This window comes from Actinomycetes bacterium (assembly GCA_036000965.1).
Classification (GTDB): domain Bacteria; phylum Actinomycetota; class CALGFH01; order CALGFH01; family CALGFH01; genus DASYUT01.
The window spans coordinates 1-17,780 of sequence record DASYUT010000289.1 but is presented as its reverse complement, the minus strand read 5'-3'; the positions used below and the strand labels follow the sequence as shown (position 1 = coordinate 17,780).

General features: G+C 72.3%; 19 protein-coding genes. 9 read left to right on the top strand and 10 right to left on the bottom strand.

Going from position 1 to position 17,780, the window contains the following annotated elements; all coding sequences use genetic code 11:
* Positions 1-112 precede the first annotated feature (112 nt).
* On the bottom strand, positions 113-826 hold the full coding sequence (locus VG276_25595; protein HEV8652666.1) for a hypothetical protein: 714 nt from the start codon (positions 824-826) through the stop codon (positions 113-115).
* Between the two features lie 225 nt (positions 827-1,051).
* Between VG276_25595 and VG276_25590 the strand changes: the two genes are divergently transcribed.
* Positions 1,052-1,282 carry a DUF3107 domain-containing protein gene (locus tag VG276_25590; protein ID HEV8652665.1) on the top strand — a complete coding sequence of 77 codons (231 nt, stop codon included), beginning with the start codon at positions 1,052-1,054 and terminating at the stop codon, positions 1,280-1,282.
* 44 nt (positions 1,283-1,326) lie between these two features.
* On the opposite strand, the gene VG276_25585 is transcribed toward VG276_25590, so the two are convergent.
* Entirely contained in the window at positions 1,327-1,668 is a 342-nt protein-coding gene (locus VG276_25585) for a nuclear transport factor 2 family protein (GenBank protein HEV8652664.1), read from the bottom strand.
* Between the two features lie 315 nt (positions 1,669-1,983).
* On the opposite strand from VG276_25585, the gene VG276_25580 reads away from it, so the two are divergent.
* The 5 genes from VG276_25580 (at position 1,984) to lon (ending at position 8,048) form a co-directional block, all read left to right on the top strand.
* Positions 1,984-3,297, top strand: a complete 1,314-nt coding sequence (locus VG276_25580) for a DEAD/DEAH box helicase (protein HEV8652663.1) — start codon at positions 1,984-1,986, stop codon at positions 3,295-3,297.
* 467 nt (positions 3,298-3,764) lie between these two features.
* Positions 3,765-4,304 carry a sigma-70 family RNA polymerase sigma factor gene (locus VG276_25575; GenBank protein ID HEV8652662.1) on the top strand — a complete coding sequence of 180 codons (540 nt, stop codon included), beginning with the start codon at positions 3,765-3,767 and terminating at the stop codon, positions 4,302-4,304.
* On the top strand, positions 4,294-5,124 hold the full coding sequence (locus tag VG276_25570; protein HEV8652661.1) for a zf-HC2 domain-containing protein: 831 nt from the start codon (positions 4,294-4,296) through the stop codon (positions 5,122-5,124). Before VG276_25575 ends, VG276_25570 begins: the two co-directional genes overlap by 11 nt.
* A 62-nt stretch (positions 5,125-5,186) precedes the next feature.
* Positions 5,187-5,576, top strand: coding sequence for a cupredoxin domain-containing protein (locus VG276_25565; GenBank protein ID HEV8652660.1), 390 nt, complete (start codon positions 5,187-5,189; stop codon positions 5,574-5,576).
* Positions 5,577-5,702: 126 nt separating this feature from the next.
* On the top strand, positions 5,703-8,048 hold the full coding sequence (gene lon / locus VG276_25560) for an endopeptidase La (GenBank protein HEV8652659.1): 2,346 nt from the start codon (positions 5,703-5,705) through the stop codon (positions 8,046-8,048).
* Positions 8,049-8,260: 212 nt separating this feature from the next.
* On the opposite strand, the gene VG276_25555 is transcribed toward lon, so the two are convergent.
* The 3 genes from VG276_25555 to VG276_25545 form a co-directional block, all read right to left on the bottom strand.
* The gene (locus tag VG276_25555) at positions 8,261-8,503 is read right to left on the bottom strand and encodes a DUF2630 family protein (GenBank protein ID HEV8652658.1); all 243 of its coding nucleotides are present in this window, start codon (positions 8,501-8,503) and stop codon (positions 8,261-8,263) included.
* A gap of 79 nt (positions 8,504-8,582) precedes the next feature.
* Entirely contained in the window at positions 8,583-10,508 is a 1,926-nt protein-coding gene (locus VG276_25550; GenBank protein ID HEV8652657.1) for an ABC transporter ATP-binding protein, read from the bottom strand.
* Positions 10,509-10,658: 150 nt separating this feature from the next.
* The gene (locus VG276_25545) at positions 10,659-11,555 is read right to left on the bottom strand and encodes an SDR family NAD(P)-dependent oxidoreductase (protein ID HEV8652656.1); all 897 of its coding nucleotides are present in this window, start codon (positions 11,553-11,555) and stop codon (positions 10,659-10,661) included.
* 298 nt (positions 11,556-11,853) lie between these two features.
* On the opposite strand from VG276_25545, the gene VG276_25540 reads away from it, so the two are divergent.
* Positions 11,854-12,402 (top strand): metallophosphoesterase family protein, encoded by a 549-nt coding sequence (locus tag VG276_25540; protein ID HEV8652655.1) that lies wholly within the window; start codon positions 11,854-11,856, stop codon positions 12,400-12,402.
* A gap of 459 nt (positions 12,403-12,861) precedes the next feature.
* A complete protein-coding gene (locus VG276_25535) occupies positions 12,862-13,083 on the top strand; it encodes a BldC family transcriptional regulator (GenBank protein ID HEV8652654.1) in 222 nt (73 codons plus the stop codon).
* 99 nt (positions 13,084-13,182) lie between these two features.
* Here the strand turns inward: VG276_25535 and VG276_25530 are convergent, their stop codons facing one another.
* From VG276_25530 to VG276_25515, 4 genes are all read right to left on the bottom strand, one after another.
* Complete coding sequence (locus VG276_25530; protein ID HEV8652653.1) at positions 13,183-13,620, bottom strand: ATP-binding protein; 438 nt, start codon at positions 13,618-13,620, stop codon at positions 13,183-13,185.
* Positions 13,621-13,715: 95 nt separating this feature from the next.
* The gene (locus tag VG276_25525; protein ID HEV8652652.1) at positions 13,716-14,516 is read right to left on the bottom strand and encodes a PD-(D/E)XK nuclease family protein; all 801 of its coding nucleotides are present in this window, start codon (positions 14,514-14,516) and stop codon (positions 13,716-13,718) included.
* A gap of 197 nt (positions 14,517-14,713) precedes the next feature.
* Positions 14,714-15,319 (bottom strand): MarC family protein, encoded by a 606-nt coding sequence (locus VG276_25520; GenBank protein ID HEV8652651.1) that lies wholly within the window; start codon positions 15,317-15,319, stop codon positions 14,714-14,716.
* 50 nt (positions 15,320-15,369) lie between these two features.
* Positions 15,370-16,203, bottom strand: coding sequence for a PHP domain-containing protein (locus tag VG276_25515; protein ID HEV8652650.1), 834 nt, complete (start codon positions 16,201-16,203; stop codon positions 15,370-15,372).
* Between the two features lie 135 nt (positions 16,204-16,338).
* Between VG276_25515 and VG276_25510 the strand changes: the two genes are divergently transcribed.
* Complete coding sequence (locus tag VG276_25510) at positions 16,339-16,497, top strand: hypothetical protein (protein HEV8652649.1); 159 nt, start codon at positions 16,339-16,341, stop codon at positions 16,495-16,497.
* A 48-nt stretch (positions 16,498-16,545) separates the two neighbouring features.
* Here the strand turns inward: VG276_25510 and VG276_25505 are convergent, their stop codons facing one another.
* A complete protein-coding gene (locus VG276_25505; protein ID HEV8652648.1) occupies positions 16,546-17,610 on the bottom strand; it encodes a glycosyltransferase family 4 protein in 1,065 nt (354 codons plus the stop codon).
* Positions 17,611-17,780: the final 170 nt, after the last annotated feature.

Below are 17,780 nucleotides of genomic sequence, written 5' to 3'. Positions count from 1 at the left end.
CTCCCGTCACCCTCCGCTCCGGACCCTTTGGGCGGACCGCTCCGGATCCTTTCGGGTTCCGGACCCTTTGGGGCCGGAACGTAGCAGCGGGGTGCGACAGCGGCGGGAGCAGTCAGTTGTGGTCGGGCGGCGTGAGGCCACACAGGGCGTCCGGCCCGGAGATGGCCACGGCGGCGCCCAGCAGCTCGCCGGACGCGTCGTTGACCGAGAACCAGGGCGGTGGACCGGCCGTCACCGAGCCGGGTACGTCGAGCGCGCCGAGCATCGCGAGCGGCGCCAGCGCGGTCGACCACAGCTCGCGCCGCCACACCTCGGGACCGGCCACGGCGAGCACGGCCGGCCAGCGGTGGCCCACCAGGGCCCGGAAGCGCCCGGCGAAGCTGGCCAGGTCGACCCGTCCCTGCGGCAGCCCCGCCAGCTCCTGCAGCAGGACGTCCCGCTCGTGGCGGAGCAGACGGCCGAGACCGGCCCGGGGCGACCAGCGGGCCCAGTCCATCCCCTCCCACCAGGCGGCGAACACGAAGCCGGTCTGCGCGTCCAACGGCAGGGCGAGGAACTCCCAGCCCTGGCCCGTGAGCCGGAGGGCGCCCGCGTCCACCTCGACCAGCCCGCCCGCGTCGCAGAGGGAGCGCAGCAGTGCAGCCCGGCGCCGGGCGGGCACCAGCTCCGGCGGATCGCCGGCGCCCGAGAGCCGGGCCTGCAGGCGCCGCACGCCGGTCATGCGGAGATCGCCCTTGCTGCTGACCGGCAGCCCGCCGGCAACGAGCAGCAAGAGGAACTCGCGCACGTCGTCGGCCAGGCGTGCGAACGGTCCAGATGGCAGCACGTAGGATCCCCGGGATGGATGTGACGCCGGGCCCTGGGCCCCCAGTAGCCCCCCAGGGACAGCCTATGTCGTTTCGGCGGGGTCGGTACAGTCCTGTCCACACTGAGGCTGGGACCGGCCGGGCACGGACGCCCGCCGTTGGGTACCCTCAGCCCCCGGCCGCTCGCCGCCCACCGGGGGCGGGCGGCAGGCAACGGACCCACCCGCCGTCAAGGAGGAGCAGGTATGGAGGTCAAGCTCGGCGTCACCTACAGCCCAAAGGAGCTCGTCGTCGAGACTGACCAGTCGGCCGAGGACGTGGCCGGGCTGGTCGACGCGGCGGTGGGTGGGCACGCCGGCGTGCTCTGGCTCAGCGACACCAATGGCCGCCGGGTGGGCATCCCCACCGAGAAGCTCGCCTACGTGGAGGTCGGTGAGGAGAACCCGACCAAGCGGGTCGGCTTCAGCTCGATGTAGGCGCCCGCTGTTGGCAGCGCGGTGACGGCCGCCAGGTGAAGCCGCTATTGGTAGTCGCGGTGATAGAGGATGCCGTGGCGGCCCAGCTCGATGACCGACACCCCCGGCGTGCCCGACGAGCGCCTGCCGGCGTGGGTGTAGGCGCTGGTCCACTCGGCCATGACCGTCGAGTCGGCCGTGATCTCGCGCTTGACCGACAGCTCGACCGGGCCGCGGTTGGCGAAGTAGGAGGCGAGGAAGTTGCGGATCTCGTCGCGGCCGCGGTGGACGGCGTTGTCCGGTTCGTAGTACTCGGCGTCTGGCGCGTACAGCGCGGCCGCGGCGTCCGCGTCGGCTCGGGCATGGGCCTCGCGCAACGCCTCGTACACCTCGGCCGGACTGGCCACGGCGGCTACCTCCTCGGACGTGCCGGGCCAGGCGGCACCGGCGGACGGATACGCGGTGAGCCTACCGTACGACCGGGTCCGGGTAGCATGGCCCCCCATGGCTGCAGGAGCGGACCGCCGCCAGCCCGGAGTCCCGGCGGTACTGACCGGCTCGCCCACCGGCCGCGGTCGTTTCACCGCTATACTGGTTCATTGAACACGGCCCGCGCCCGCTTGCGCGTGGCCATCCAGGATTCCCCACGACGCGGAGGCTCGTTGAGTCCGAACGAAACAGCCACGACTATCATCCCTGAACGCAGCTTCGCTGACCTCGGCGTGACGCCGAAGACCCTCACCTCGCTGGCCCGGGTCGGCATCGAGCATCCCTTCCCCATCCAGACCCTGTGCCTGCCTCTGGCGCTGGCCGGCGTGGACCTCATCGGGCAGGCACGCACCGGCACCGGCAAGACGCTCGCCTTCGGCGTCCCGATCGTGCAGGAGGTAGACCCAGACGTTGCGGCCGTGCAGGCCCTCGTCGTGGTCCCCACCCGCGAGCTCTGCCTCCAGGTGGCCGGCGACATCGAGACCGCCGGCCTCGAGGCCGGCATCCGGGTCGTGTCGATCGTGGGCGGCCGGCCGATCGGCCCCCAGGTCGTCGCCCTGAGCCAGGGCGCCCAAGTGGTCGTCGGCACCCCAGGACGCCTGCTCGACCTGCTGCGGCAGCGCAGCCTCGACCTCTCCCAGGTCATCATCCTCGTCCTCGACGAGGCCGACGAGATGCTGGACCTCGGCTTCCTGCCCGACGTCGAGGCGATCATCAAGGCGACCCCCGACCACCGGCAGACCATGCTGTTCTCGGCCACCATGCCGAAGGCGGTGGTGGCGCTGGCCAGGCGCTACTCCAAGCAGCCGACGTTCGTGCACGCCGAGCACGGGCAGGAGGTGACCGTCCCCGCCACCAGGCAGCACTTCTTCCAGGTCCACCCGCTGAACCGCTTCCAGGTCCTCTGCCGCATCCTCGACGCGCCCGCGCGCGACCGGGTCGCGGTGTTCCGCCGGACCAAGCGGGGCGTCGACCGCACCATCAAGGGCCTGGTCGAGGCCGGTTACAAGGCGGGCGCCCTGCACGGGGACCTGCCCCAGGTGACCCGCGAGCGGGTCGTGCGGGCGTTCCGCAAGGGCAAGCTGGACGTGCTCGTCTGCACCGACGTGGCCGCACGCGGACTCGACATCGCCGGGCTGTCCCACGTCGTCAACTACGACACCCCCGAGGACGACCGCGCCTACGTCCACCGGATCGGCCGCACCGGCCGGGCCGGAGCCGCCGGCGTGGCCATCACCTTCGTCGCCTGGAACGAGCTGGAAACGGCCGACCTGATCCGCCGCCGCCTGAACCTCACCGACGAGCCCATGCACGAGGTCTACTCGACCAGCACGCTACTTGCCGAGCTGTTCGACCTGCCGACCACCGAGGAGGCAGCCGCCAGGCGGAAGCACTCGGTGCCGGCCGCACCGGCCCCGGCCCAGGCCAGCGGCGACCCGGCCCCGACCAAGGCAGCAACGCCCAAGCCGGCTAACCATCGCCGTCGGCGGCGTAGGCGCATCAGCAGCAGTGAGGCGACCGCCCGCCCTTCAGCTGCGGCCAGCTAGAAGTCGCCAACAGGCGGGCGCCAGCCCCCAGCTCGCAGCGCCGGCGATCCGCCTGACCATGGCAAGGCGCTTCTTGGGACCGTGGCGGGATCCGCCTGGCCACGGCACCGGCGCTCTTGGGGGAACCGTGGGGGGAGCGTGTACCGGTACACCCGCGGCTCCCCCAAGCACGATGGCACCGGCGCTCTTCGGGATCCGCCTGACCATGGCGCAGGCGCTCTTGGGGGGCCGTGGGGGGAGCGTGTACCTGCCAGACCGCGGCTCCCCCGGAAGCTGGCACAGGCGCTGTTGGGGGGCCGTGGGGGGAGCGAGCTCCCCCCACATCGAACCAGGACTCCAGGCTAGCTGAGCTGCCGGCGACACTCAGAGGACCGCCGGTGGGGGAATCGCCGACCCTTTCAGGAAGTTGTGTTCGTTGAGGAAGGGGCGTGTCCGGCTCGGCCGGGTCGAGAAGGGATCGGCGCTTGGTGCAGGTGGCCAGCTTCGAGGACACTGCTGTCCCGCACATGAACGCCTGCTACGACGCGGCGCTGCGGCTGACCGCTGACCCGGCGACCGCCGAGGACCTCGTGCAGGAGACGTTCCTGCGTGCCTGGCGGTCGTTCGCCTCGTTCCAGCCGGGGACAAACTGCCGGGCCTGGCTCCTGCGCATCCAGTACAACCTGTTCTGCACCCAGTACCGCAAGGGGCAACGGATGCCGCTGGTACCACTGGACGGCGGGGACGACGGGCGGGCGGTCGAGGTCCCCAGCACCGAGCCCGGCCCCGAGGAGCAGGCCGTGCGCAAGGCCGACCAGGAGACTGTCCGCCGGGCTGTGGCCCGGCTCCCCGAGGACTTCCGGGTCGCGGTCACGCTCGTGGACCTCCACGGCCTGACCTGCTCGGAGGCGGCCGCGGTGATGGGGACGCCACGCGGGACGGTGCTGTCGCGCGTGCACCGGGCCAGGCGCCGCCTCGAGGCGATGCTCGTGCCCGAGCTGGGAAGGGTGCGTGCCGATGACCTGTGACGAGTTCGAGGCGCGGCTCACCGCCTTCAGCCTGGGGGAGCTCGGGCCGGATGAGGCCGGGCAGGCACGCGAGCACGTGGCCCACTGCGACGCCTGCGCGTCCAGCGCCCTGCGTGACCGCCAGCTCACCGCGCTGCTGCGCGCCTCGGTGGTCGAGATGCCCAGCGCTGGCCGGCAGGCGGTCCTGGCCGCGGTCCGGGCCGAGGCGGCCCGTACCAGCGGGCAGCGCAAGCCCGGCCGGCAGGTGAGGCATGGCTGGAGCGGCGTCCGGGCCGCCGGGCGACCGGCCGGCGGGCGCCGGCGTCACTGGCTCGCGCTCAGCTCGGCGGCTGGGCTGGCCGCGGCCGTGCTCGCCGCGGTGGTCCTCGCCGTGCCAGCTCCCGATGCAGGGAGCCCGCTGGCCGCGGGCTGGTCCGCCTACCGTACCGAGGCGTCGATGGCCTGGGACCGCCCGAGCGGACGCACCACCGAACGCCTGCTGGCCGTGCTCGGAGCCGCCGCCCGTACGCCTGACCTGACCCGCTTCGGCCTGGTCTCGCAGGGCTGGGGCGCCCGCAACCTGGCCGGCCACCTGGCCGCCGTGGCCGAGTACCGCGACGCCCAGGGCAGGCGGGTGACGCTGCTCCGGTGGCGGGGCAAGCTGCCCGAGGCCACCCAAGGCTCCCCGGCCGAGGGCTACAGCAGGAAGCTGCAGACCGCCCAGTGGGGTGCGACGTCGAGCGCGTGGTTCCGCTCTGGCGAGGTCGTCTGGTGCCTGATCGGCACGGTCGACCACCAGACCCTCGACGCGGTGGCCGCGCACCTGGGCGCGGAATCATGAGCCAACAGAGCAAGTTCTCCGGCTGAACGGCCGCATCGCGGCCCGAGCTCTGGAGGCCGACCATGCAGCGTGGTCGCACGAGACTTGCCTACGTCCTGGCCTTCGCCGTCGCTCTGGTGGTGGTGGCCACCGGCTGCAGCTCCGGCGACAGCGGCGGCAGCGCCAGCGGCGGAGGCGTCGGCGGCGGCGGCGAGAAGCTGTCGCTCGAGGCCCAGGGCATCAAGTTCTCCACCACCGACCTGCAGCTCAAGACGGGCCAGGCGTACACCGTCACGTTCACCAACAAGGACTCCGTCGAGCACAACTTCACCTTCAAGGAGGCCAACGCCGAGAAGGACGTCGAGGGCGGCGAGAGCGGGGAGGTCACCTTCACCGCGCCAGCGGCCGGGTCCTACAAGTTCTTCTGCAAGTACCACCCGAGCCAGATGACCGGCACGGTCACGGTGAGCTGACCCTACGGTCACGGTGAGCTGACCTTGAAGTAGTTTTTATCCTCAACGATTGTGGGCAGCCAGGAATGACCCGGTGGGACGGGGCGTTGAAACGACTGCAACGTCCCCACCGGACCTGGAGATTTGATGCCCGACCTCTCTGTTGAGACCCTTCCGCTCCTCCCCCTGACCAGCGGCGTGGTGCTGCCGGGGATGGTCGTGACCGCCACTCTGGAGACGCCCGAGTCGCAGGCCGCCGCCACCGCCGCCGCCGAAGCGGGCGAGCAGCTCCTGCTCGTCCCCAGAGTCGACGGCCGCTACGCGCGCATCGGCACCGTGGCCAAGATCGAGAACGCCGGCGAGCTGCCCTCAGGCCAGCTCGCTGTGGTCGTGCGCGGCCTGCACCGGGCCCGCATCGGCACCGGCGTGGCCGGCACCGGGCCCGCCACCTGGGTGGAGGTCGAGCGGGTGCCCGACCCGCCCGTCACCCCCCGCGCCCGCGAGCTGGCCCGCGAGTACCGCGCCGTGATCGAGAACATCCTCGAGGCCCGCGGCGCCCAGCAGATCGCCGAGATGCTGCGCGGCATCACCGACCCCGGCCAGATCGCCGACACCGCCGTCTACTCCCCCGACCTGACCTTCGAGCAGAAGGTCGAGGTGCTCGAGGCGACCGACGTCGAAGCGCGCCTCGAGAAGGTGCTCGCCTGGAGCCGCGAGACCCTGGCCGACGTGAGCCTCAAGGACCGCATCCGCAAGGACGTGGCCGAGGGCATGGAGAAGACCCAGCGTGAGTACCTGCTGCGCCAGCAGCTCGCCGCCATCAAGAAGGAGCTCGGCGAGGGCCAGGACGGCGAGGACGTCGTCGAGGGCTACCGCAGCAAGGTGGCCGACGCCGGCATGCCCGAGGCGGTGCGCGTCTTCGTCGAGCGGGAGATCGACCGGCTCGAGCGGACCAGCGAGCAGAGCCCCGAGCACGGCTGGATCCGCACCTGGCTCGACACCATGACCGAGCTGCCCTGGGGCAAGAAGTCCGAGGACGACCTCGACATCACCGAGGCGCGGCGCATCCTCGACGCCGACCACACCGGCCTCGAGGACGTGAAGGACCGCATCGTCGAGTACCTGGCCGTGCGCAAGCTCCGTCGGGAGCGCGGGCTGGTCGAGTCCGGCGGGCGGGGTGCCGGCGCCATCATCGCCCTGGTCGGCCCGCCCGGGGTCGGCAAGACCTCGCTGGGCGAGTCGGTGGCTCGCGCCCTCGGGCGCTCGTTCGTCCGGGTCGCCCTCGGCGGCATCCGCGACGAGGCCGAGATCCGCGGCCACCGGCGCACCTACGTGGGCGCCCAGCCCGGCCGCATCGCCCGCGCCATGAAGGAGGCGGGCACCATGAACCCGGTGTTCCTGCTCGACGAGGTCGACAAGGTCGGCGCCGACTGGCGCGGCGACCCCTCCTCGGCGCTGCTCGAGGTGCTCGACCCGGCCCAGAACCACTCGTTCCGGGACCACTACCTCGAGGTCGAGCTGGACCTGTCCGACGTGCTGTTCATCGCCACCGCCAACGTGATGGAGACGATCCCCGGCCCGCTGCTGGACCGGCTCGAGATCATCCGCCTGGACGGCTACACCGAGGACGAGAAGCTCGCGATCGCCCGCGACCACCTCATGGCGCGGCAGGTCGACCGGGCCGGGCTGCGGCCCGGCGAGGTGATCGTCACCGACGCGGCCCTGCGCGGGATCGTCGGCGACTACACGCGCGAGGCCGGCGTGCGCAACCTCGAGCGCGAGATCGGCAAGCTCTACCGCAAGGCGGCCACCAAGCTGGCCGCCGGGCAGGCGGCCGCCCCGATCGTGGTCGACGCCCAGGACGTGCGCGAGTACCTGGGCCGCGAGAAGTTCTTCTTCGAGGCGGCCGAGCGCACCTCGGTGCCCGGCGTGGCAACCGGCCTGGCGGTCACCGGCGCCGGCGGCGACGTGCTGTTCATCGAGGCGAGCGCCATGGACGGCGAGCCCGGGCTGACCCTGACCGGGCAGCTTGGCGACGTCATGAAGGAGTCGGCCACGATCGCCCTGTCCTACGTGCGGGCCCACGCCGGCGAGCTGGGTGTGGGCGAGGGCGTCGAGTCGCGCCGCTACCACCTGCACATCCCCGCCGGTGCGGTGCCAAAGGACGGCCCGAGCGCCGGCGTCACCATGACGACCGCCCTGGTGAGCCTGCTCACCGGCCGTCCGGTGCGGTCCCGGGTGGGCATGACCGGCGAGGTCACCCTGCAGGGCAGGGTGCTGCCGATCGGCGGGGTCAAGCAGAAGGTGCTCGCCGCCCACCGGGCCGGCCTGAAGGAGGTCATCCTCCCCCAGCGCAACGGCGGCGACCTGGAGGACGTGCCCGAGTCGGTCCGGGCCGAGATGACCTTCCACCTGGCCGGCGAGATCGGCGAGGTGCTCGAGCATGCGCTCGGCCGGGCAACGCCGGAGGAGGCGACCGCCGAGGCCGCGTAGCTGGTAGGAGCGCCAGAGGACGGGGCGGGGTGCCGAGCGCACCCCGCCCCGCTTCGTCCGTTGTCGTCACCGAGGTAGCCGGTCGCCTCCTCCCATGGCGGCGGCGCCGTCGCCGTCGCCGTGCAGCTCGCGCAGGGAGGAGACGCGGGCCCGGCCGGGTCGCCGGCCTCGGCATCGACGATCCCCGGCTACCGCAGGTAGCCCTCGACCGGCTACTGCAAGTAGCCCTCCACGGTGCTCTCGCCGCGGACCTGGGCCTGGTCGGGGTCCTGGCCGAACTCGCGTCGGGCCCGGCGCTGGCGCATCAGGTCCCAGCACTGGTCGAGCTGGACCTCGATGGCGCGCAGCCGCTCCTGCTGGGGGTCGTCGAGGCCCTTGCCGACCGCCTCGCGCTCGAGCCGGTGCTCCTCCTCGACCAGCTCGTTGATCCGGTCCAGCACGTTCCGGTCCTCCATCACGTCCTCCCTCGTTGATCGGGGGCTACCGCTGCGCTACCTGAGCCCCCGAACCCCCCCATCACCTGACTGCACGACCTCATCCGGGGGTGGTGGTGAGCACCTGGCCGCTGGACAGCACCAGGCCGTCCTGGCAACGCGCCTCGACCAGGCCGCTCTGGAACTGCTCGGCGTACAGCTGGGCGTACAGGCCGCCCCGCTCGACCAGGGCCACGTGGGTGCCCTGCTCGACCAGGCGCCCGCGGTCGAGCACGAAGATGACGTCGGCGGCCAGGATCGTGGACAGCCGGTGGGCGATGGCGATCGTGGTCCGCCCGGCCATGAGCGGCTGCAGGGCCGCCTGCACCAGCCGCTCGCTGGTCGTGTCGAGGGCGGAGGTGGCCTCGTCGAGGATCAGGACGCGCGGGTCCTTGAGGATCACCCGGGCGATGGCGAGGCGCTGCTTCTCGCCGCCGGACAGCCGGTAGCCGCGCTCCCCGACCATGGTGTCGTAGCCGTCGGCCAGGTCGAGCACGCGCTCGTGGATGAGCGCGGCCCGCGCCGCCGCCTCGACCTCCTCCTGGGTGGCGTCCGGCCGGGCGTAGAGCAGGTTGTCCCGCACGCTGGCGTGGAACAGGTAGGTCTCCTGGGTGACCATGCCGACGATCTCAGACAGCGACGCGAGCTGGATGTCGCGCACGTCCGTCCCGTCGATCCGGACCGTCCCCTCGGTCACGTCGTAGAGCCTGGGCACCAGGTAGCTGATGGTGGTCTTGCCGGCGCCGCTCGGCCCGACGATGGCGGCGAGCTGCCCGGGCTCGATCTCGAGGCTCAGGTCCTCGAGCGCCCAGCGCCGCCCCGGCCGCTCGCCGTCGCCGTCGGCCCGGGTCTCCGGGGCCGGCCCGCCCGGGCCGGCGTCGTAGCGGAACCACACGTTGCGCAGGCGGATCGCGCCCCGCACCTCCCGGGACGGGAGCGCCCGGGCGCCGGGCGCGTCCACGATCTCCCGGGGCAGGTCGAGGTACTCGAACACGCGCTGGAACAGGGCCAGGGACGACTGCACCTCGACCGACACCTGCAGGAGCTGGCCGATCGGGAAGAACATCCGGGTCTGCAGAGTGGTGAAGGCGACCAGGGTGCCCGCGGTGAGCCGGGTCGGCCCGCCGCCGGCCAGCACCAGACCGGCGACCAGGTACACCAGGGCGGGCGTGACCGAGAAGAACGCCTGCACCAGGCTGAAGAAGACCCGCCCGACCATCTCCTGGCGGATCTGCAGGTCGGCCAGGCGCCGGTTCTCCCGCCGGAACCGGGCGATCTCGTCGGGCTGGCGGTCGAACACCTTGGCCAGCAGGACGCCGGAGACCGAGAGCGTCTCCTGGGTGATCGCGCTCATCTCCGCCAGCGACCGCTGGGTCGACGCGGCCAGCTCGCGCCGGCGCCGGCCGACCCGGTAGGTGAGCCAGGCGAACACCGGCATCATGAACAGCGAGAGCACGGTGAGCTGCCACGACAGCACCAGCATGGCGACCACGGTGGAGAGCACGATCACCACGTTGGCGAGGATGGTGGCGGCCGTGTCGGTCACCACCGACTGCACCCCGCCGACGTCGTTGGCCAGCCGCGACTGGATCTCTCCGGTGCGGGTGGCGGTGAAGAAGCGCAGCGACATCCGCTGCAGGTGGGTGTAGAGGGTGGCCCGCAGGTCCTCCATGACCCGCTGGCCCATGCGGTTGGCCAGGTAGGTCTGGCCGACCCCGATGGCGCCCGACACCAGCGGGATCGCGATCATCGCCGCGACGAGCGCGTAGAGCAGGCCGAGGCGGGGGCCGCCGGGCACGAACAGGGCCCGGTCGAACGCGGCACGGATCAGCAGCGGGTTCACCACGCCCAGGCTCGACGTGACCAGGATCGCAAGCCCGACCAGGGCCACCTGCCTGCGGTAGGGCCGGAACAGGGCCACGACCCGCCGCACCGTGGACGCGGCCACGGGCTTCGCCCGGTCCGCTTCCTCAACCGTCGTGGTCATGGCGCTCCTTGTGCCCGGTCGCATGCGCGCTGTGCCCGGCCGCATGCGCGCTGTCGCTACAACCAAGATGATTACGCGATTACTCCCGACCGGCCACGATGATTACCGACTGCTCCCGGCCAGCCACGGGTGACGGCGCGTGGACCATCCTCAGCCCTCGTCGGCCGCGGTGCGGGCCGCCTCGATCACCCGGCGCACGCTCGAGCGGCGCCAGGGGGCGCGGGTCGGCCGGTCGCCGAACAGGCGGGGGGCGGCCTCGGCCAGCTCCTCCACCGTCCAGCGCCCGTCCCGCTCCTGGTCGGCGACCACGTGCCAGCCCTCGTACAGCTCGAGCAGGCCTCCGGTGATGCCCAGAACCTGGCCGGACACGTCGGCGGCGGCGTCCGAGAGCAGCCAGACGACCACCGGGGCGACGTTGGCCGGGTCGAGCGGGTCGAAGTCCCCGCCGAACGAGAGGTCGCCGAAGGCGCTCTCGGTCATCTGGGTGCGGGCCCCGGGCGCGACCGCGTTCACCCGGATGCCGTACCTGGCCAGCTCGAGCGCGGTGATGACGGTGAAGGCGGCCACCCCGGCCTTGGCCGCCCCGTAGTTCGACTGGCCCAGGTTGCCGAGGATGCCCGAGGTGGAGGTGGTGTTGACGATGGCGCCCGGGCGGCCCTCCCGCTTCCACCAGGCGCTGGCGTGCCTGGTCATGGAGTACGTCCCGCGCAGGTTGACCCGGATGACGAGGTCGAACTCGTCCGGGGAGAGGTTGAACACCATCCGGTCGCGGATCACGCCGGCGTTGTTGACGACCCCGTCCAGGCCGCCGAACCGTTCCACGGCCAGCTCGGCCAGGCGCCCGCTGGCGTCGAAGTCGGCCACGTCGAAGTCGGCGGCGACCGCTTGCCCGCCTTCGGCCTCGATCGCGGCGGCGGTGTCCCCCGCGCCAGCGAGGTCGTCGGCAACCACCTTCGCGCCCTCGCGAGCACAGGCGAGCGCCTCCTCCCGGCCGATCCCCTGGCCGGCCCCGGTGACGATGACCACCTTGCCGTCGAGCGTGCCCATGCGACCAACCCTCGCCTCGCCGGTGAACGCCTGCTTCGCCGCGCCGCGGCTGGCCGCGGTCGCGCCGCGAGGCTACCGCAGCCAGCACCGCCACTGCCTGCGCCACCACTGCCTGCGCCACCACTGCCAGCGCCACCACTGCCAGCGCCACCACTGCCAGCACAGCCCCAGCCAGCGCCACCACTGCCAGCACAGCCCCAGCCGGCACCGCCACTGCCAGCACAGCCGGAGCCGGCGGCGCCGGATGGGAGCGGCGGGGTGGGATCATGGGCCGATTCGGGGTGGGATCATGGGGCCGATGTTGATCGCGGTCCTTGCCGACACCCACGCCCCGCGGCGCTGGAAGCGCTGCCCGCCGGCGGTCGCCCGTCATCTGGAGGGCACCGACCTGATCCTGCACGCCGGTGACGTGTGCCGGGCCGAGGTGCTCGACGAGCTGTCGGTGTTCGCGCCCGTCCGGGCCGTGCTCGGCAACAACGACACCCCCGACGTGGCCGCCTGGGGCGCGCCGGAGGCCCTGAGGCTGGACCTGGAGGGGCTGCGCGTCGGCATGATCCACGACGCGGGGCCGGCCACCGGGCGGGCACGCCGGATGCGCCGGCGCTTCCCAGACGCCGACCTGGTGCTCTTCGGCCACTCCCACATCCCGCTCGACCTGGCCGAGGACGGGATACGGATGCTCAACCCCGGGTCGCCCACGGACCGCCGGAGGCAGCCGCACGGCACCATCGGGCTCGTCCGGGTCGAGGACGGGAACCTGGTCGAGGCACGGATCGTCCCGGTCACCGGACAGGTCCGCGGGCCGGCGGATGCGGTCGGCGGGCCGGACGAGAAGCGCCTTGCCTGACCGGGCCCCGGAGGGACCGGGAGGACCGGGAGCCCGGCCAGGCAAGGCGCAGGCGACGCCGCGACCTACTCTCAACTGCCGCGCCTCCCCCAGTAGCGGGCCTTTGAGAGGTCCCCCGGAGGTCGCGGCGTCGCTTCTGCATCTACAGGCGCGCGACGGCTCCGGATGGATACGGGCGGCCAGAAATTTCTGGTCGGTGACGGACTACGCTAACGGATGGATCCTCACGGAAAGCGCGAGCGCCGCAACCAGCATGCCGGAATTGCCGGAAATCCGGTGCGCCAAGCAAGGCAGGCGCGCACCCGTACGTACTGGGTCGTACGACTGGTTCGCTGGTTTCTAGGTAGAACAGCCTATTCAGCAAATTCGCAGCAAGACAGTAGTGTCCCGTCGGGGACAACAGTAAAGTCCCGTTTGGGATCATCCCGGTTGGGACCCAACTGTAGAGGGGTGTCGAGCATGAGCCGGACGAGCAGACCCACGTACCTGCGCACCTCAGAGGTTGCCGGCCTCCTGCACGTGTCGCCGAAGACCGTGTCGCGCTGGGCGCAGGAGGGCAAGCTTCCCTTCCTGCGGACCCTCGGCGGCCACCGGCGGTACCCGGACAGCGAGATCCGGGCGCTCGCGGACGAGCTGCGCATGTGGCCGTCCATGCAGGAGCCGCACGCCGAGTCGCAGTAGCCGAGGCCGAGCCGGAGGAGCCTCCAGGCGGTCGCCGCCGGACCGTGAGGGCGGCGACCGCGCTGCTCCCCCGGGCTGGTGGGCGCCTTCTTGGCCGCCTCACACTGCCGCGGTTGCGCCCAGGGTCTTCTCGAGCAGGATCCGGGTGCCTGACAGCCCCGAGTCGACCACCACGCGGTCCATCAGCGCGTGCATGATGTACAGGCCCCGGCCCCGGTTCTGCGAGGGGTGGGCCCGGCGCGACATCGCCGTCCGCGAACTGTCGAACCCTGGACCGCGGTCCTGCACCGAGAACGAGAACCGCTCGCCCGTGAGCGCCCAGCGCACCACCATCGCCGAGTCCTGCTGGCCCCACGACCCGTGCACGACCGCGTTGGTGACCGCCTCGCCGGTGGCGAGCAGGATCCCGTCGGCGACGTCGTCGGCGATCCCCCAGCGCTGGAGGTCGCGCTGCAGCAGCGCGCGCACGGTGGGCACCGACTCGCTGCGGCACGGCAGCAGCAGATGTGCCGTCGGGTGCTTGGCTTTCGTCGGCATCGGTTCCTGCAAGTGGCCTCTCCCCCCGGATCCGACCTCGGGCGCTCTCGTTCCGAGATCCTCTGCCGTCCCGGTGATACAACGCGGGACGCTCATCAGTCCAACCGAGCCGCCGCCGCGGCGACTTCCGCCTGCCCCTCCGGGCAGAGGCTGAGCAGGTCGCAGCCCTTGCACCACGGCCCGGTGCGGGGCGCGAACTCCGTGTCGGCCCGCAGCGCCGCGGCGGCCGAGAGCACCCCGGCCATGCGCTCGGCCAGCACCTCGGGCGGGCGCCTGGTCACCACCTGCCTTCCGGCGACGACGTAGTCCAGCACCAGTTCGGTCACCGGCCGCCCGAGCTTCCGCTCCACCAGCGAGGCGTAGATGGTGAGCGCGACGTCCTCGTCGGCCGACGCCTGGCTGGCCGGCCGCTTCGCGGTCTTGTAGTCGACCACCACGAACCCGCCGTCCGGACCGGCGTCGAGCCGGTCGATCCGTCCCTTGAGCACGATGTCACCGTACCCCGCCTGCAGGCCGAGCTCGGTCGCGAGCGGCTTGGCCTTCGTATCGGCCTGCGCGTACCACGTCCTGAGCACGTCGATGCCGCGAGCCCGTTCCCGCGACCGTTCCTCCTTGCTGCCGTACCCCTCCCGGACCCAGGAGCGGCGGAACAGGTCGAGCAACCGCTCGAGCGACCGGCTGGCCACCGGCAGCCGGAAGAACTCCCGCAGCGCCGCGTGCACGCTGGTCCCGAACGACTGCCCGGCGCCGATCCTCGACATGCGCCACAACCCGTCCACGTGCAGGAACCGGTACAACCGGGGGCAGTGCCGGTAGCGGTCGAGGGCCGACGGGGACAGGAACGTCACCCGGGCCGCGTCCACCCCGGGCAGGACCTGCTGCTCTGAGCCGCTCACGACCCCAGGGTACGCTAGGGAACGGACAGTTCGGACAGCCCCCTGGGCGCAGCTCGGACAACCCCTGGGCGGCGCCCTGGGCGGCCACTGAACAAGGGCCGCTCCTGCCCTTGCCGGGCTGCAACGCCGCAGGTCAGGGCGTTGCAAAATCAGGTTGCCCGCGGGTTGTTCAGTGGCCGCCCAGCGACCAGGGATCGCTAGACACCCTGGCGGACGAACTCGCGCACCGCGTCCACGATCAGCTGGACCGCGATCGCGGTCAGCAGCAGGCCCGAGATGCGGGTGATCAGCTCGACGCCTTCCTGCCGCAGCAGCCGCTGCAGCACCCCCGCGAAGCGGAGGCTCAGGTAGAGCACGACGAGCACGCCAGCCAGCCCCAGCGCGATCCCGAGGCGCTCGTCAGCCTCGTCGGCCTGGCGCATGAACACCATGATGGCCGCGATCGCGCCCGGCCCGGCCAGCAGCGGCGTGCCGAGCGGCACGAACGCGATGTTGGAGCCGTGCCCCCCGGACAGCCTCTCGGTCTCGCCCCGGAGCAGGTCGAGCGCGACCACGAGCAGCAGCAGCCCGCCAGCGGCCTGCAGGCTGGCCACGGTGATGCCCAGGTAGGTGAGAATCTGCTGGCCGAACAGGGCGAACACGGCGATCACGAGCGCGGCCACCAGCACCGCCTGCCAGGCAGCCCGGTTCCGCTCGCGGGCTTCGAAGCCGGTGGTCATCCCGAGGAACAGGGGTACGCTGCCGACCGGGTCGATGATGACGAGCAGGGTGACGAAGCTCTTGACCAGGAAGAAGGTGTCCATGCGCGAGTCCGGCGCCAGGGGGGCTCCCGCGCTATCGTAGGCTGCCGGAGTCAGTGAGGCTTTCGCGCGAGCAGGGCGGCCAGGGTGGTCTCGGAGGTGCGGCAGACACCCATGCGGTAGCCGTAGAGGGCGCCGTGGCAGTCGGAGGACCCGGTCGCCTCCATGCCCAGCTCGGCGGCCAGGGCCCGCCAGTGGTCGCGGTCGGCGGGCGGATGGTCGGGGTGGTCGGCCTCGAGCCCGTCCAGGCCCGCCGCCGCCATGTCGCGGATCACCGGCTCGGGCACGGCGCGCGCGCCGGCGTGGATCGACGGGTGGGCGAGCACGGCGACCCCGCCGGCGCCGTGGATGAGCTCGACCGCCTCCACCGGCGTGACCGCCTCCTTGGCCACGTAGGCGCGGCCGCCGGTGCCGATCCAGTCGGGCGAGAAGGCGCTGGGGACGTCAGGGACCACTCCGGCCTCGACCATGGCGCGGGCGATGTGGGGCCGGCCGACCGAGCCGCCGCCGGCAAGCTCCTCGACCCGGTCGTACTGGACCGGAGCGCCGAGGCGGCGGAGGCGCTCGACCATCCGCCTGGCCCGGGTGACGCGGCCGGAGCGGATCCAGTCCCGTTTGGCCGCGAACACGGGCTCGGCCGGGTCGAACTCGTAGCCGAGGACGTGCACCGGGTCCCCGTCGTGCTCGGCCGACAGCTCGCAGCCGGTGAGGACGACGAGGCCCATGGCTTGGGCGGCCTTGCGGGCCCGGTCCACGCCGTCGGTGATGTCGTGGTCGGTCAGGGCGATCCCGGCCAGGTCGCGGGAGGACGCGAGCTCCACGACCTCCTCGGGGTCGAGGGTGCCGTCGGAGTACGTCGAGTGGGTGTGGAGATCGAACCCGGCCATGTCGAGACGATAGCAAGACAGTCCACCCAGGGTTGGGGAACGAATGGATAACGAGCGTCCAGACCGGCCCCGGCCGTTCCGATACAGGAGGGAGACTGGTCCGGGTGGAGGTCACCGCACCAAGGAGGTCCCGTCGTGTCGCTGGCCATGCTCGCCGTGATCGCGCTGTTCCCCGTCGCGCTCCTGGCGATCCTGCTGCTCACCTCGGGACTCGAGGGCCGGGTGGTCGGCCCCACCCAGGACCTCGTGGAGACGGCGCTGGCCGCGGGCGAGCAGGAGCAGCGCGACGAGTAGCACTGGGCGGGCGGCGGCCCGCCCACTGCGGTGTCCTGCGCGGACGGCTCACGACCGTTCCCGCAGGATCTTTCGGTAGACCGCCTCGTAGCCCTCGGCCATCTGGGGCACGTCGAACTGGTCGACGACCCGCTGGCGGCAGGCCTTGGGCTCCAGCTCGTCGGCCCTGGCGATGGCGGCGGGCAGCTCGTCCGGGTGGTCGCAGACGAAGCCGGTGACGCCGTCCTCGACCACCTCGGGCACCGACCCGGCCCGCAGGGCCACCACCGGGGTGCCGCAGGCCATCGCCTCGACCATGACCAGGCCGAAGGGCTCGTCCCACTGGACCGGGAAGACCAGGCAGCGGGCCCGGCTGAGCAGGCCGGCCTTCTGCACGACATCGGCCTCGCCGAACCAGGTCGCGTCCGGGCCGAGCAGCGGGCGCACGCGCTCGTTGAAGTAGGCTCGCTCGACCGGCTCGGTGCACTTGCCAGCCACCACGATCGGCCGGCCGGCGGCTCGGGCCGCCCTGATGGCCAGGTCGGGCGCCTTTTCCGGGCTCATGCGGCCGAGGAACAGGCAGGCGTCGTCCTTGCGGGACTCGAACGGGTGGCTGTCGACCGGGGTGGCGTTGTGGACGGTGCCGGCCCAGGGCAGCTCCGGGGCTCTGGCCCGCTGGAAGTCGGACACGGCCACCAGCGCGATGCCCGGCTCGAGTCGGCGGTAGTAGGCGGCCATCTCGCCGGTGACCGGGCCGTGGGCGGTGACCACGGTCGGGGCACGGCGGCGGGAGGCGGCCAGGGCCGAGGCGGCGCAGTGGTCGTGGACGACGTCGAGCGGCTGCTCGCACTCGAGCTCGTCGAGCAGCTCGGCCGCGTGCAGGGAGTGGATGACCTCGGGCAGTGCCTGCCCGATGCGCTCGCTGGGCGGCTCCGGGAAGGTGACGAGGAAGCTGGCCTTGGTCTCGGCCGGGCCCGCGCCGATGACGGTCACGTCGTGGCCTCGGTCGACGAGGCCCTCTGCCAGCCAGTAGACCATCGACTCGATGCCGCCGTAGCCCGACGGTGGGATCGAGTACCAGGGTGGGGCGACGATCGCGATGCGGAGCGACGAGCCATCCTCGCGCGTTGACACGGGCACCTCCTGATCCGGACGGGACGATCGAACATAACAAAGCGATCAAAGTTCCGCCGCGATCCCGCGAATGACGGCATCCCGGCCGTGTCCATCCATCGCGGCCGGATGCCCAAGCAGGTGCGCTCGTCACCCCGAGCAGGTGCGCTCGTCACCCCGAGCAGATGCGC